Source organism: Halorubrum rubrum (assembly GCF_024494685.1).
Taxonomy (GTDB): Archaea; Halobacteriota; Halobacteria; order Halobacteriales; family Haloferacaceae; genus Halorubrum; species Halorubrum rubrum.
In genome coordinates, this window is record NZ_JANHDM010000004.1 from 36,473 (window position 1) to 51,646 (window position 15,174).

Genomic DNA, 15,174 nt, shown 5'->3' on the forward strand with positions numbered 1-15,174 from the left:
AGGGTTTTACCCGATCGCCCGCACAGGGTCGGGTAATGGCGGACCCGCACGCGGCGGCGCGGGAGCTCCTCGAGGAGCGACCGGCGGTCGAGTCGGCGCTCGAAGCGGTCCTCGCGGCGGACGAGTCCGGACCGTGGGCGTTCGACGACGTCGACGTCGACTCCGGCACCTTCGGCGAGCTGGTCTCGCGAGGGATCGTCGAGCGCGATGGTGACGAGTACCAGGTGGCCGATCGGGACGCGGTCCGGGCCGCGCTGGATGGGGAGACGGACCCGTCCGGCGGCTCCGGCGTGGGAAACGCGGCTGGATCGGGTGGACTCACGGACGCGGTGACCGGACTCGGCGGTGCCGGAGACGGGACGATCCGCGGGGCGCTCCGCGGCTGGCGCGCGGCGATTCATCGCGATCTGCTCGGCGGCTTGTTCGCGTCGTTCCTCTTTTTGCTCGCGTTTCGGGTCGTCACGGTCGGGAGCGTGTTCCGGGGCGGTCGCGTCGTGTTGCCCGGCAACGACCCGTACCACTACCTCTACTGGGTCGAGCGGCTGGCCGAGGCCGACCCCGACCGCTTCGCGTTCGAGGCCATCGCCGGGGTGCTTGGTGGACGCGTGAACGGCGAGCCGCTCGCGTACACGCTCGGCTGGTGGATGACGGAGTTCCTCGGCGGCGGGGCCGAGGGGGCCGCGGCGATCGTGGCGTGGATCCCCGTGATCGCGGCGCTCGTCGTCGGACTCGGCGTCTACCTGATCGCGGTCTGGACGACGAACGACGAGCGCATCGCGGTGGCCTCCGTCGTCGTCCTCGCGTTGCTTCCCGGACACGCGCTCTACTCGGGGATCGGCTTCTTCGATCACCACGCGATCGACTACGTCTGGCTCACGCTCTCCATCGTCGGCGTGACGTGGCTCGCACGGGACCACGAGACGCGCGACCCGGGCGCGCGCCTCGACCACCTCGCCTCGCCGGCGACGTGGGGGGTGGTCGCCGGGCTCGCGGTCGTCTTCGCCGCGATGGCACACCACTGGAACGGATCGCCGATCCTCCTCGTCGGGCTCGCCGTGTACGCGACGCTGCGGGCGGCCTCGGACATGCGGGCCGGGTGGAACCCGCTCGTCGCCGCCACGCCCGTCGTGAGCGCGCTCGGATTCGGGTTTCTGCTCGCTCACCGGCTCCACACCGCCGCCGGGTGGCAGGAGCCGGTCGCGGTGTACGCGCCGCTTCTGGTCGCGGTCGGCGTGGCGCTGGTCGCGGTCGCTGCGGCCGTCCTCGGACACTTCGGGATACATCCGGGAGTTCATCTCGCTCTCTCGGCAGTCAGCGTCCTCCCGATCTGGTTCGGGCTGAACCGGTTCCTTCCGGACGTGGCCGACCGGCTGGCGGAGCGGACGGTCGGGTCGCTCCTCGGACGCGAGGGAATAACCGAGACGCGGAGCCTCTTCGCGGCCGACTACGGCGTGATCTTCGGACCGATCGACCACTTCGGCTGGTTCCTCTTCGTGGCGCTGCCCGTGCTCGCGTGGGTCGCAGGACGGTGCGTGCGCGACCACGAGCCACGGTGGCTCGTGGTCGTCGGCTACGCCTCGACGCTCGTCGGCTTCGGGCTCGTTCAGATCCGCTTCGCGGGCGAGGCGACGGCCGTCGTCGCGGTGCTCTCCGGCGTGGGGATCGTCTACCTGCTGTCAGTCATCGACCTGGCGGCGCGGCCGACGCCCTTCGGGGAGCGATCCGATCGAGTCCGGCTCGACCTCCGTCCCGAAGGCGTCTCCGGGCGTGACGTCGGCTACGCCGCGGCGACCGTGCTGTTGGTCGCCAGCCTGAGCCTCTTCATGGTGCCGGCGGTGATGGACAACGTCGCCGCGACCGACGAAGAGGTGGAGGCGATCGAGTGGATCGACGCCGACGCCGACGAGCGCGAGGGCCCCGACTACGTCCTGAACGAGTGGGGCCGAAACCGGATGTTCAACTACGCGGTGAACGGCCAGTCGAGCTCCTACGGCTACGCACAGAGCAACTACGAGCCGCTCATCCGCGATCCGAATCCGGACGCCCACGCCGATCGGTTCCAAGGACGAGTGGGATACGTGGCGATCTCCGAGATCGAGGACGCCGACGCGCCCCCCGACTCCGGATACGCCCAGCTGTTCGAGGCGCGCGGCAGCGCCACCGCGGCGGCGAACGGCTCCGGGCGCTTCCGGCTGGAGTACGTCACCGACGACGGCGGAATCAACGTGTTTCGGCCCGTGAGCGGCGCGACGGTCGCCGGCCAGGCCGAGCCGGACTCGACGGTGACGGTCGAAACGACCGTCTCCGTTGCCGGCGAATCGTTCGCCTACGAGCGGCGGACGACGACGGACGGAAACGGGAGCTACGCGGTCGTCGTCGCCCATCCCGGCGAGTACACGGTCGAGGTCGGTGAGGGGTCCGACGAGGACGGAGCCGCGGCCGGGAACGGAACCACGACCGGCAACCGGACGGTAGCCGTACCCGAAGGAGCGGTCTCCGGCGGCGAGCGCGTCGCGGTCGACGGCTGAAGCGGGGACGACGGCCGGGGAGTTCCGGTCCGCGTGCGGAGTCGCGGACCGCCTCCCGCTCCCGGCGTCGCATACACCCGCGACTTCACAGTATTTTTATCATTTCGGCCGGTACGTGTCGGCGATGCTCTCCGGATGGCGGTATCGGCTTGAAAGCGTCGCGGGCGTCGCGGCGTTGACCGCGGTCGCGGTCGCGGTCGCGAACAGCGTGGCCGTTCACGCGCTGTTGGGCCGGCTTCCGGTCGTCGGCCGGCTGGCGGCGGACGCGCCGATGGGCGCAGAGCTGATCTTCGAGGTCGTCACGACGGTCGTCGTCGTCACCGCGGCGTTCGTGCCGCTGTACAAGCCGCGCCCGCGGCGCATCCTCGATACCGTCGCGCTCGTACAGAAGCGGGTCATGGTCGCGATGTTCGCGCTCGCGGCCGTGGGCTACTTCGATTACACCTACCGACTCCCACGAACGACGCTCATCGCGATCACGCCGGTGCTGCTCGTCGTCCTCCCCGCGTGGTTCGTGTGGATCCGCCGCCGGCCGACCGCCGAGACGGATCGGGTGATCGTCGTCGGTGACGACCCCGCGGAGATCGAGCGGCTCGCCGGCGACGTGGACCTCCCTCTCCTCGGATACCTCTGTCCGACGAGTTCGATCGACGCGGTCGCGGGATCGGAGGAATCGCGTGCGATCGCGACCGCAGTCGCGGACGGTGGGGGTCGGATCCGAGAATTGGACCGGCTCGGTGGACTCTCTCGGATCGAGGACGTGCTCGTCGAGTACGACGTGGACACGGCGGTGCTCGCCTTCGAGCACACCGACCGCGCGGAGTTCTTCGGCGCGCTCGACGCGTGTTATGAACACGGCGTCGCGGCGAAGGTCCACCGCGAGCACGCCGACCGGGTGTTGACCGCGGACGACGACGTGGGGACGCTCGTCGACGTCGACATCGAGCCGTGGGACGTTCAAGACCACGTCCTGAAACGCGGATTCGACGTGGCGTTCTCGCTGGTCGGACTGGTCGCGTTGAGTCCGGTCATCGTGGCGATCGCGGCCGCGATCAAGCTGGACGACGGCGGATCGATCCTCTACAGCCAGGAACGGACGGCAGTGTTCGGCGAGACGTTCGACGTGTACAAGTTCCGGTCGATGATTCCGGAAAGCGAGTCGGTCGAACCGGTCGACGACGAGTCGAACGACCGGATCACGCGGGTGGGCCGGTTCCTTCGACAGACGCACCTCGATGAGATCCCGCAGCTGTGGTCGATCCTCGTCGGCGACATGAGCGTGGTCGGTCCGCGGGCGGTATGGACCGACGAGGAGTCGCTTCTGGAGGCACAGGAGCGATCCTGGCGCAAACGGTGGTTCGTCAAGCCCGGCTTGACCGGATTGGCCCAAGTGAACGGCGCGAAAAGCACCGAACCGGAGGAGAAGCTGCGGTATGACCTCCAGTACGTGAAACGCCAGTCGTTCTCGTACGACATGAAACTCGTCACCCGTCAGATATGGAAGGTTGGTGCGGACGTGGTCGAGACGATACGCGAGTGATCGACGGAACCGAACTTCGACGTTACCGCGTCCTCTCGACCGAGACACGAGCCGCTCGACAGGATTTTCCACCCGCCGGTGGAACCCTCCCGTAACCCGAAGCGATCCACATGGAACACATACGACACAGCGACGAGATCCTGGGCACGGCGGCGCGGCCGACCGCCGCCGGGGTGGCGTAGATGGCGGAGCGACGGATCGGCGTCGACGTCGGCGGCACGTTCACCGACGTGGCGCTGGCGCTCGACGGCGCGCTCGTGACCGCGAAGGTCCCGACCACCGACGACCAGAGCGTGGGCGTGATGGCCGGGATCGAGAAGGCCTGCGCGGAGGCCGGGATCGACCCCGAGAGCCTCGCGGAGTTCTCCCACGCGATGACCGTCTCGGTCAACGCCCTCCTCGAGGAGAACGGCGCGCGGACCGCGCTCGTCACGACCGAGGGGTTCCGGGACGTCTTGGAGATCGGCCGACAGGACCGGCCGTCGCTGTACGACCTCGACGCCGAGAAGCCCGCGCCGCTCGTCCCCCGACGCCGCCGCTTCGAGGTGGACGAGCGCGCGACCGCCGACGGGATCGAACGCCCCGTCGACGACGAGGAGGTGCGCGCGGTCGCCGCGGCGATCCGCGAGGCCGACGTCGAGAGCGTCGCCGTCTCGCTGCTCCACGCCTACGCGCGTCCCGAGAACGAGGCGCGCGTGGCGGAGACGCTCCGGGAGGAACTCGACGTACCGGTGTCGGCCTCCCACGAGGTGCTCGCGGAGTTCCGCGAGTACGAGCGGACGTCGACGACCGTCGTCGACGCCTACGTCGGTCCGGCGATCGACCGCTACGTGGGCCGGCTCACGGAGCGCGCGCGCGACCGCGGCGTCCCGCAGCCGCGGATCATGCAGGCGAACGGCGGGATCACCGACGCCGACACCGTCAGGCGAAACGCCGTGACGACCGTCCTCTCGGGGCCCGCCGCGGGCGTCGTGGGCGCGAGCGCGATGGCGGCCGCGGGCGGCGGTGGTGACGGAGGTGGGGAGAGCGGAAAGCGCGCCGGCGAGTTCGACGAGGCCGGGCTCGTCACCTTCGACATGGGCGGCACCTCGAGCGACGTGAGCCTCGTCCGCGACGGCGCGGCCGCGCGGACGACCGAGGGCGAGATCAACGGCCGGCCGATCCGGACGCCGATGGTCGACGTCGAGACGGTCGGCGCGGGCGGCGGGTCGATCGCGTGGGTCGACGCCGGCGGCGCGCTTCGGATCGGGCCGCGCTCCGCGGGGGCCGACCCCGGCCCCGCCTGCTACGGCAAGGGGGGAACGGAGCCGACGGTGACGGACGCGAACCTCGTGTTGGGGTACGTCGGCGCGAGCACCAGCCTCGGCGGCGAGCTGTCGCTCGACCCGGACGCCGCCCGCGACGCCCTCGCGGATCTCGCCGAGGAAGCGGGCATGGACGGCCCGCTCGCGGCCGCCCGCGGCGTCCATCGCGTCGCGAACGCGAACATGACGCGCGCGATCCGGTCGGTGACCGTCGAACGGGGGTACGACCCGCGACGGTTCGGGCTCGTCGCGTTCGGCGGCGCGGGACCGATGCACGCGATCGCGATCGCGGACGGTCTCGACATCGGCCGGGTGGTGGTCCCCCGTGCCTCCGGCGTCCTCTCGGCGTACGGCCTGCTCGCGGCCGACGAGAAGCGCGACGCGGTGCGGACGTACCAGCGCCCGCTCTCGGCGGTCGATCCCGACGCCGTCGAGGAGGTGTACGCGGAGCTCTCCGAGGCGCTGCTCGCCGAGGTGAGCGACCCCGACGCGGCGACCGTGCGGTACGCCGCCGACCTCCGGTACGCCGGCCAGAGCTTCGAGCTCACCGTCGACGTGGAGCGCCCCTTCGACCCCGTCGCGACCGGCGAGGCGTTCGCGGCGGCCCACGAGTCCGCGTACGGCTACCGGGCGGACGAGCCGGTCGCGCTCGTGAACTGCCGCGCGACGGCGACCGTCTCCCGGAGCGCGCCGTCGCTCGAGTACGCCACCGCCGGCGAGGCGCGGAAGGGGACCCGTCGGGCGGCATTCGGCGAGGTCGGCGAGGTCGGGAAGACGACCGACGACGGCGTTCGAGGGGCCCAGGTCGACGACGGGATACACGGGGCGGCCGTCTACGACCGCGAGCGGTTACCGTCGGGCGAGACGATCGCGGGTCCGGCGGTCGTCGAGGGCGACGAGAGCACGGCCGTGATCCCGCCGGGCTGGAACGTGCGGGTCCGTGCGGACGGCGCGCTGATAGCGGAGGTGAACGGGACGTGAGCGACGACGTGACTCACGGAGAGAACGGCGGAGTCGACGGGATCGATCCGGTGACCCTGGAGATCCTCCGGAACCAGCTGGAGAGCGTCGCGACGGAGATGGGCCACGTGCTCATCCGAGGGGCGTACTCGCCGAACATCAAGGAGCGACAGGACTGTTCGACCGCGCTCTTCGACGCGTCGGGACGGATGGTCGCGCAGGCCGAACACATCCCGGTCCACCTCGGCGCGATGCCGGACGCGGTGGAAACGGTACTCGAACTGGACCCGAAGCCGGGCGACGTGTTCGTCCTCAACGACCCGTTCGCGGGCGGGACGCACCTCCCGGACGTCACGCTGGTGTCGACGATCGCCCCCGAAGGCGAGGTGATCGGCTTCGCGGTGTCGCGCGCGCACCACGCCGACGTGGGCGGCAGCGCGCCGGGCAGCATGCCCGCCGGCGCCCGCGAGATATACGAGGAGGGGCTCCGGCTGCCCGCGGTCCGGCTCGTCGACGGCGGCGAGCCGAACGAGGCGGTGTACGAGTTGATCCGCGCGAACGTCCGGACGCCGGACGAGCGCGAGGCCGACCTCCGCGCGCAACGCGCCGCGAACGCGCGTGCCGAAGAGCGGGTCGGCGAGCTGCTCGACGAACACGGGTCGACGCTTATCGACGCCTTCGACGCCGTCATCGACTACTCCCGAGAGCGCGTCGAGGCCGAGCTCGCCGACCTCCCGGACGGCACCTACCGGGCGCGGGACGTCCTCGAGGGCGACGGCGTCACCGACGACGACGTGCCGATCGAGGCGACCGTGACGGTCGAGGGCGCGTCGATCGCCGTCGACTTCTCCGGGACCGCAGCGCAGGTGGCGGGCAACCTGAACGCGCCGCTGTCGGTCGCGAAGAGCGCGGTCTACTTCGTCGTCCGGGCGATCACCGACCCGGAGATCCCGCCGAACCACGGCTGTTACGAGCCGGTGTCGGTGTCGGCGCCCGAGGGGTCGCTTCTCGACCCGCGCCCGCCCGCGGCGGTCGTCGGCGGCAACGTCGAGACGAGCCAGCGCGTCACCGACGTCACGCTCGCTGCGCTCGCCCCGGCGGTCCCCGACGTCGTCCCCGCCGGCGGGCAGGGGACGATGAACAACCTGATCATCGGCGACCGCTCGGGCGAGTTCACCTACTACGAGACGATCGGCGGCGGGTTCGGGGCCCGACCCGGCAAGGACGGCATGGACGGCGTCCAGGTCGGGATGACGAACACGCTCAACACGCCCGTCGAGGCGTTGGAGGCCGCGTACCCGCTCCGCGTCGAGCGCTACGCGCTGCGTCCCGCGAGCGGCGGCGACGGCCGGTACCGCGGCGGGTTGGGGCTCGAACGCACCGTCACCGTCGAGACCGACGCCACCGTCTCGCTTCTGACCGAGCGCCGGCGGACGGCCCCCGCGGGGCTGGCGGGCGGCGCGGACGGAGCTATGGGGAAGAACCTCGTCGACGGCGAGCCGGTGCCCGCGAAGGCCTCAATCGACGTCGCGGCCGGGTCGACCGTCTCGATCCGGACGCCCGGCGGCGGCGGCCACGGCGACCCCGCAGAGCGCGACCCGGAGGCGGGGGAGCGCGACCGGCGCGACGGGAAGGTCGGCGAGGAGTGACGGCGACGCGAGTGGACTGATCCGTCCTTCTTCGGAACGGATGTCGGCGGATCTCCGTATATACGGTAGAAATTCCTCGGACTGGGGGCTTTCCCGTGGATATCTCTAGTAAATGAGAGCGTTAAACCGTCCGTCAGCAACGCTTTTTATGACTACACGACCTATCGTTACGCACGATGAACTGGGAGAGTGAGCGAGACATGGCGAAAGACGTCGAAGAACACGCCGAATTGTACGACGCGCTCGCAGATGACGACGACGAGGACGACCCGGAGTAACTCAACGGTACTCGTTCGGAAGCACATCGGTGAAGAACCGATACCAGACCTCGTACAGTTCGTCCTTTTGGTACAGCGTGTCGAGACGTATCGCTGGAATCTCCCTCCGCACGTCGTGGGATTCGTCGCGAACGTGCTCGATACGATCGGTCGGCCACGATCCAGGATCGATCCCGTTGTCACGGAGGAGCTTTCGGAGGAGCGCGATCGCAGTACGATGATTGGCGTCCTCGAAGAAGTGCTTCCCGACGACGGCATGCATCCAGAGTGCGCACTGCTCCGGGAGTGGTCGATCGGTCGGGAATTCGTCGAGGATCCTTCGAATGTCCCCGTTCCGAACACGCCATATATTCCGGCGCTGTTCGATAAACGACACGTCACGTGGGTTGTCGTAGCGATGTCGGTCGCTTTTTAAGAATTCCGTGTTCCGAAACTTGACGTTCTCCGGCTCGATCGACGACAGATCCGTGATTCGTGGTTCCGTTGGATCCGTCGACGAGTACATCTCGTCCGTTGAGATTTGCTCGAGTGTGTTAATTCACTGTGGTTCTCGCGGGATCACGGATGGTGCTCGACGGGCGAGTTGACGTTGTTCGGATCGGTACTCGTTCGGCGTCGGCCGAGTCCCGTTAGTTCGTCTCTGTCGCGTCCTCGAGGTAGGGTCGACAGACGCGTTCGACGCCCTCCTCGAAGCCGATCTGGGGCTCCCAGCCGGTGGCGTCGTGGAAGGCGGAGTAGTCGGCCATGGTGTCGTGGACGTAGCCGTCGAAGGGGCACTCGATGTATTCGGGATCGATATCGGTGCCGAGCGCGTCGTTGATCATCGCGACCATCTCGTTGAAGGAGTACGCCTCCTCGGTGCCGACGTTGAACACCCCCGTGAGCTTCTCGTCGGCGGCGAGCTCGCAGGCGCGCGCGACGTCCGAGACGTGCGTGAAGTCCCGCGTCTGGGTGCCGTCGCCGAAGAGTTCGGGAGCCTCGCCGTTCGCGATCGCGTCGGCGAACTGCGCGACCGTGTTGGCGTACTCGCCTTTGTGTTGTTCGTTGCCGCCGAAGCCCTGGTACACCGAGAAGAAGCGCAGGCCGGCCACGTTCATGTCGTGGTGGTTGGCGTAGTACTCGGCGTAGCGCTCGCGGGCGAGCTTGGAGGCCTCGTAGGCGGTGTGTGCTTCCACGTCCATGTCGACCGGCGAGGGTTCGGTGCGGCTGCCGTAAATCGAGGAGGTGGAGGCGTAGACGACGGTGTCACAGCCCTCCTCGCGAGCGCGCTCGACCGTGTTGACGAACCCCTCGACGTTGACGCGGCAGCCGCGCTGGGGGTCGGACTCGTGCATGTTACGCGAGGAGAGCGCGGCGAGGTGGAAGACGACGTCGACGTCGGCGGGGTAGTCGTCGTCCAGCACCGAGGCCTCGACGAACTCCACGTCGTCGTCGAGGTTCTCGGGCGTGCCGAGGTAGGTGTCGTCGACGGCGATCACGTCGTTGTTCGCGGCGAGGCGGTTCGCGAGGTTCGAGCCGATGAAGCCCGCGCCGCCCGTCACGAGGACGCGTTGACCGTTCATGAACGGGCGTTGTCGGGGTCGATGGATTACCACTTCGGTTTCGATGGCTCACTCCCAGAGCGTCGTCACGCCGGCGTCGCGGATGACCCCGTCGGCTGTGATGACCGCCTCGGTGTCGTGTGCCCGATGGCTGGCGACGACGAGGCCGTCGTGAATGCTGAACTCGTCCACGACGGCCGCGTACTCGGTCATCGTCTCGTCACCGTCCCGTGTGACCGACACCGGACCGGTTTCGACCAAGGCTCGACGAGTTCGCTCCGGGGTTCCCGACAGCTCCACGCCACGGACCGTTTTATACGCTTGGCGATGAACGTCGATGTGGTAGTCAAGCCGCTCCGCTACCTCTTGTGTTGGGTAGGCGTGGTAGCGGTGACTGTACTCCATCGCTGTCTCTTGATTAGAGATATGTCGATTTAATGGTTTGTACTGGTGTGCGGCGATTCATCCCCTCCCTACTCGCTCGCGATACTCGCTCGTGGAGGAAGGGGCATTCTCGCCTCAAGTTTGGTAATATCTTAGTTTTGGGGGACCCCGCGAGCGAACCGGCTCGGATCGTCTCTCGGGCACCCACCGTCAGTTCGACGCGTCCGCGAACCGCGCCACGCTGACGCGGTCGGGGACAGGCATCCGCTCGGTGATCCGGTCGGCGACGACCTTCCCGCTGTAGGGGCCGAGCGTGAGCCCGGTCGCGCCGTGCCCCGTCGCGAGGTGCGCGCCCTCGACATCTGGAACGGCACCGAGGGCGGGGACGCCGTCGGCACAGACGGGGCGAAGCCCCACCCGGTGCTCGATCACGGTCGCGTCGGCGAGGCCGGGGGCGAGCCGGATCGCCTCGTCGAGGACCTCCCGCAGGCCGCCGGCCGTGACCCGCGGGTCGAAGCCGCTCCCGGCCTCGCGGGTCGCGCCCGCGACGAGGCGGCCGTCCGGCCAGGGGACGACGTAGTGGTGCCGGAAGCCCTTCAGGACCGGCCACGAGCCGGTGTCGGCGTCCGGCAGGTCGAGGTGGACGATCTGCCCGCGCTTGGGTTCGACGGGGACGTCGACGCCCAGGTCGTCGCCCAAGGCGGGCGACCACGCGCCGCCGGCGACCACGACCCGGTCCGCGTCGATCCGCGAACCGTCGGCGGTCTCGACGCCGGTCACGCGGGGGTCTCGACTACCGGGGTGCTCTCGGGTTCGGATCCGGGTCACGTCGCGGTCGGCGGTCTCGAGGCCGTGGGTCCGGCCCGCCTCGCGCAGCGCGCTCGCGAAGGCCTGCCCGTTCACGCGCGCGGCGTCGGGGACGTGGAAGGCCCGCTGCGGCTCCGCCAGGGCGGGGACGCGCTCGGTCGCCGCCGCGGGGTCGATCTCCTCGACGTTCGGGAGGTCGTCGCGACGCGCCTCGATCCGGGCGGTCGCCTCCTCGTAGGGGGCGAGCTCGTCGTCGTCGACCGCGGCGGCGATCAGGCCCACCCGGCCGTAGCTCGTGTCGCTCACGCCGTCGGTCGAGAGACGGTCGACGAGCTCGGGGTAGTAGTCGCCGGCGTCGGTCCCGAACGCGAACCAGTCGTCGTCGTCGGTGCGGCTGCTCGTGCCCGGCGAGACGATGCCCGCGCCGGCGCTCGTCGCCCGACCCGCATCGCGGCGGTCAACGAGCAGCGTTTCGACTCCCGCGCGCGCCAGGTGATAGCCGACCGAGGAGCCGACGATGCCCCCGCCGACGACGATCGCGTCGTACATGGCGTGGAGGGTCGTGCGCGGCTCACTTATAGAGTAACGAGACGGAAATCCGTGACATCGCTCGTCTCGTCGCCGACGCGCTACGCGTCGGATTCGACGGTCTCCTCCGCGGACTCGTCGGGGGCGGCCTCGGCGTCCCCCCTGAGGCGACGTTCGGCCTCCTCGCGGTCCTCGGGATAGCCGACGTCGGTGCGCCGGCCGTCGAGGCCGATGGTGCGACCCGACTGGATGAGGAGGTCGATCGCGTCGGAGACCTCGTACTCGTCGCGGTTCGAGGGCCCGACGAGATGAACGGTGAGCCGACCACAGGATATAGAATTATTCGAATCACCTCAACTTATTTCTACATAGATACTGTATAGAGGGCTATGAACGACCAACCGCCCCGAAGCTGGAGTAACGGTCAGTCGGCGGCCGAGCGCGTCGAGGCGGTCGCACTCACCGTCGGCGAACCTCGAACGGCCAACTGGATCGCCACGGAGGCCGAAGTCGCCCACGAGACGGCGACGAAGTACCTCTCCCGTCTCGTAGACGACGGTAAACTCCGCTCGGATACACGCGGTCAGCGGACGACGTACGAGCCGGACCTGATCGGTCAGTACCTCCTCGAGATGCGCGAACTCTACGACGAACACTCACCCGACGAGCTCGCTGCGAGCCTCGAGGAGATGAACGAGCAGATCCGGACGTGGAAGGCGAAATACGACGTCGAAACGGCCAACCAACTCCGCGCGAGCCTCGGCCGGACGGACGACGTCACGGACGAACGCGACCGTCGACGAGCGGCCCGTGAGTGGGACCACCTCGAGACGCGCCGGCGTCTCGTCGAGGACGCGCTCCGCCTCTACGATCGCTTCCCCGACGACCGGCGCTCCGCGTCCGCATGACCGCCGGAACGGAGAATCAGGCCCTCTATCGGACGCTCAAGGACGTGCTGGTACGCCAGACGGAGGTCGCCTCCGTCCGGTTCGAACCGGACGCGATCCAGAAACGGTACCTCGCCGCCGAGGTCGATCCACAGCGGGTCGTCCCGCCGACCGGACCCGAGCCACCGCAGCTCGAGGTCCACTGGAAGCTCACTCCGCCCCACGACGAGTTCAGGATCGACTACGCCGATCCGAACGCGGGGTTCCATTGCGGGTGGCATCGAGACGAGGATCACGACGACCTCGGCGCGGTGCACTTTCAGTACCGGACGGCTCCGATGGAAACGCCAGAATACGAAGGAGTCGTGTTCGAAGCGGCGTCTCCCCCGAGACTCCTCTGGGAGTGCTGTGAGGAACTCTTCACCGACGTGATTCCCGACTACACCGGGGAGCCGTAGACGGAACCGCCCCGATCAGCGACTCGGTGCCGTGGGAGCCTCGCGCGTTCACGGACGACGGCGAAGACGATTCGAACTCCCGCGGAGTCGCTCCCGTCGCCGACGCGCTACGCGTCGGATTCGACGGTTTCCTCCGCGGACTCGTCGGGGGCGGCCTCGGCGTCCCCGCTGAGGCGACGTTCGGCCTCCTCGCGGTCCTCGGGGTAGCCGACGTCGATGCGCCAGCCGTCGAGGCCGATGGCGTCGATGGTGCGGCCCGACTGGATGAGGAGGTCGACCGCGTCGCTGATCTCGTACTCGTCGCGGTTCGACGGCTGGACGAGGTGACACGCGTGGAAGATCGCGGGCGAGAAGGTGTAGAAGCCGGTCATCACGAGGTTGCTCGGGGGCTCTTCGGGTTTTTCCACGACGTCCGTGATCTCGCCGTACTGGTTGGTGTCACAGACGCCGTACCTGGAGGCCTCCTCCCAGGGGACCTCCTCGACGAGGAAGGCGGCGTCCGCGCGGTCCTCGCGCTGGCGGCGGACCACGTCCTTGAGGTTCGCCTGGAACACGTTGTCGCCGAGGATGAGCATGAAGTCGTCGTCGATGTGCTCCTCGGTGGTGAGGAGCGCGTGCGCGAGCCCCTTCTGCTCGCGCTGGTGGGTGTAGGTGATCGGGACGCCCTCGTATTCGTCGCCGTAGTGGTCGATGATGACCTCCTTCATGTAGCCGACGACGACGATGAGCTCGTCCGCGCCGAGGTCGATGAGCTGGTCGAAACAGTGGGTGATGAGGGGTTTGCCGTTCACTTCGACCATCCCCTTCGGTTTGTCTTCCGTGAGCGGTCGGAGGCGCGTGCCCTTCCCGGCCGCGAGTACGACGGCTTTCATGATCCGACAGTTCAGTTCAGGCAATCATAAGGATTCTGCCTTCCCAATTCGGGGCTCGGTTGACATCCTCCCGTTCCTGAACCCTAGGAATCCCGCGCGACGGGAGTTCCGGGTCTCCACCCACGGACGCCGCCACGTCACGGGACTCCGGTTCGCCCGCTCGTCGTGGTCGGTGGCCGCCCGGCCGTGTCACCTCCCTCGACGACACCGCGGAACTGGAAGCCGTACTCGCCCACGAACTCGCCCACGCCACGAACCGGGACGCGACGGTGATGGCGGTCGTCTCACTTCCCGTCGTTCCCGCGAACGGACTCGGGTCCCGACTCGCGGACGTCGAGAGTCCGGGGTGGGCCGCGATCGTCGTCGATCCTCCCGCTTGAACCGGCGGCACTCGAAACGGTCACGCTCGGCCCAGAGGGCGACACAGCGCCGTCGTACTGGTGGCTTCGCACACGACTTCCGCCTCGAACGATGGCTCTTCGGAACACACCCACCAACGGACGACCGCCTCGAACGGCTCGCTACATACGAGCACAGTCACGGACGGCTCTCACCCCCAGAGCGACGGCCCTGACGGGACGCGACCTGAACCGTCCGAACGGCCCAACGACGGATGGGACGTGTTTCCTCGTCTCATCCGTAATCGCTGGGTCAGGCGCGTCGCGGCATCCACAGTCCGTAGAGGATCGCCAGGAGTCCCGCGAGTTCACTCAGTTGCCCGACGCTATTAACGATCGGTACCGGCACGCCGAGCCAGAATCGCAGGATCACGAGAGCGGCGCCTGGGACACCGAGGATGAGCGCGAATCCGAGCGCGATGAACAGCATCGGTCGGCTTCGATTCCGGCGATAGCCGAGGTACGCGAGGTAGCTGATCGCCAAGCCGAGCGCGACGGAGATCAATTCACTGTAGGTTCGAATACGGCTTAGCGTATCGAGATCGATCGACTGGAGCAGTAGTTCACGTGTGGTCATCTGTTTTCGACGAAGCGCGTGAATCGGTCGGCCATCCGCTCGCGACGGGCGACCGTCGTTTCGAAGCCCTCGTCGGTGAGTTCCAGCGTGAGGCTGTGGAGTTGGGCTTGGTACACTTTGTAGTTCTTCCCGTCCGTAACCGGCTTGATCTCTTCCGACACGAGGTCGTGTTCTCTGAGGCGTTCGAGTCGGCGGTAGATCGTCGGCTCCGACGCGTCGAGTCGCGTACTGAGCTCGGACGCCGAACAGGGATCGGTTCTCGTTTCGATGAGAATGTGCCGGGCACAGTCGTCCGCGAGGAGGGCTGCGAGCGTCGCCGCGTCCGATCCGTCCGACACAACGTCTGCCACATCTATCCCGTTTCCCATAACCGTTCGGTGCGTGGTTTCGCTTGTGGCTGGCTTCACTCCCTGAAACCAGGCGGTCGCGTTCTTTGAGACGGTTCGCGTCGGGTTCGGTATCG

Annotated in this window: 14 protein-coding genes and 1 pseudogene; 7 read left to right on the forward strand and 8 right to left on the reverse strand. The window is 68.4% G+C overall.

The window, feature by feature from the left end; translation table 11 throughout:
• Window positions 1–35 precede the first annotated feature (35 nt).
• From NO889_RS05865 to NO889_RS05880, 4 genes are all read left to right on the forward strand, one after another.
• The gene (locus NO889_RS05865; protein WP_256411352.1) at window positions 36–2,528 is read left to right on the forward strand and encodes a hypothetical protein; all 2,493 of its coding nucleotides are present in this window, start codon (window positions 36–38) and stop codon (window positions 2,526–2,528) included.
• 124 nt (window positions 2,529–2,652) lie between these two features.
• Entirely contained in the window at window positions 2,653–4,068 is a 1,416-nt protein-coding gene (locus tag NO889_RS05870; RefSeq protein ID WP_256411353.1) for a sugar transferase, read from the forward strand.
• Between the two features lie 182 nt (window positions 4,069–4,250).
• Window positions 4,251–6,353, forward strand: a complete 2,103-nt coding sequence (locus tag NO889_RS05875) for a hydantoinase/oxoprolinase family protein (RefSeq protein WP_256411354.1) — start codon at window positions 4,251–4,253, stop codon at window positions 6,351–6,353.
• Window positions 6,350–7,981, forward strand: coding sequence for a hydantoinase B/oxoprolinase family protein (locus NO889_RS05880; protein WP_256411355.1), 1,632 nt, complete (start codon window positions 6,350–6,352; stop codon window positions 7,979–7,981). Before NO889_RS05875 ends, NO889_RS05880 begins: the two co-directional genes overlap by 4 nt.
• 279 nt (window positions 7,982–8,260) lie before the next feature.
• On the opposite strand, the gene NO889_RS05885 is transcribed toward NO889_RS05880, so the two are convergent.
• The 5 genes and pseudogenes from NO889_RS05885 to NO889_RS05905 all read right to left on the reverse strand — a co-directional run.
• The gene (locus NO889_RS05885; protein ID WP_256411356.1) at window positions 8,261–8,764 is read right to left on the reverse strand and encodes a hypothetical protein; all 504 of its coding nucleotides are present in this window, start codon (window positions 8,762–8,764) and stop codon (window positions 8,261–8,263) included.
• A 124-nt stretch (window positions 8,765–8,888) separates the two neighbouring features.
• Entirely contained in the window at window positions 8,889–9,821 is a 933-nt protein-coding gene (locus NO889_RS05890; RefSeq protein ID WP_256411357.1) for an NAD-dependent epimerase/dehydratase family protein, read from the reverse strand.
• A 48-nt stretch (window positions 9,822–9,869) separates the two neighbouring features.
• Complete coding sequence (locus NO889_RS05895; RefSeq protein ID WP_256411517.1) at window positions 9,870–10,013, reverse strand: hypothetical protein; 144 nt, start codon at window positions 10,011–10,013, stop codon at window positions 9,870–9,872.
• A 381-nt stretch (window positions 10,014–10,394) separates the two neighbouring features.
• Complete coding sequence (locus NO889_RS05900; protein ID WP_256411358.1) at window positions 10,395–11,540, reverse strand: NAD(P)/FAD-dependent oxidoreductase; 1,146 nt, start codon at window positions 11,538–11,540, stop codon at window positions 10,395–10,397.
• Between the two features lie 80 nt (window positions 11,541–11,620).
• Window positions 11,621–11,830, reverse strand: a pseudogene (locus tag NO889_RS05905) (UTP--glucose-1-phosphate uridylyltransferase); the annotation flags it as partial.
• A gap of 78 nt (window positions 11,831–11,908) precedes the next feature.
• On the opposite strand from NO889_RS05905, the gene NO889_RS05910 reads away from it, so the two are divergent.
• Together NO889_RS05910 and NO889_RS05915 are read left to right on the forward strand one after the other, a co-directional pair.
• Window positions 11,909–12,427, forward strand: coding sequence for a DUF7342 family protein (locus tag NO889_RS05910; protein ID WP_256411359.1), 519 nt, complete (start codon window positions 11,909–11,911; stop codon window positions 12,425–12,427).
• Entirely contained in the window at window positions 12,424–12,864 is a 441-nt protein-coding gene (locus tag NO889_RS05915) for a hypothetical protein (RefSeq protein ID WP_256411360.1), read from the forward strand. The genes NO889_RS05910 and NO889_RS05915 overlap by 4 nt, the downstream gene beginning before the upstream one ends.
• A gap of 107 nt (window positions 12,865–12,971) precedes the next feature.
• Here NO889_RS05915 and aglF read toward each other — a convergent pair whose 3' ends face one another.
• Window positions 12,972–13,736: a UTP--glucose-1-phosphate uridylyltransferase AglF gene (gene aglF / locus NO889_RS05920; RefSeq protein WP_256411361.1), complete on the reverse strand. Its 765-nt coding sequence runs from the start codon at window positions 13,734–13,736 to the stop codon at window positions 12,972–12,974.
• A gap of 215 nt (window positions 13,737–13,951) precedes the next feature.
• On the opposite strand from aglF, the gene NO889_RS05925 reads away from it, so the two are divergent.
• A complete protein-coding gene (locus NO889_RS05925) occupies window positions 13,952–14,116 on the forward strand; it encodes a M48 family metalloprotease (protein ID WP_256411513.1) in 165 nt (54 codons plus the stop codon).
• Between the two features lie 271 nt (window positions 14,117–14,387).
• Here the strand turns inward: NO889_RS05925 and NO889_RS05930 are convergent, their stop codons facing one another.
• On the reverse strand, window positions 14,388–14,711 hold the full coding sequence (locus NO889_RS05930) for a DUF7521 family protein (RefSeq protein ID WP_256411362.1): 324 nt from the start codon (window positions 14,709–14,711) through the stop codon (window positions 14,388–14,390).
• Window positions 14,708–15,118 (reverse strand): ArsR/SmtB family transcription factor, encoded by a 411-nt coding sequence (locus tag NO889_RS05935; protein ID WP_256411363.1) that lies wholly within the window; start codon window positions 15,116–15,118, stop codon window positions 14,708–14,710. Before NO889_RS05935 ends, NO889_RS05930 begins: the two co-directional genes overlap by 4 nt.
• Between the last annotated feature and the right edge of the window lie 56 nt (window positions 15,119–15,174).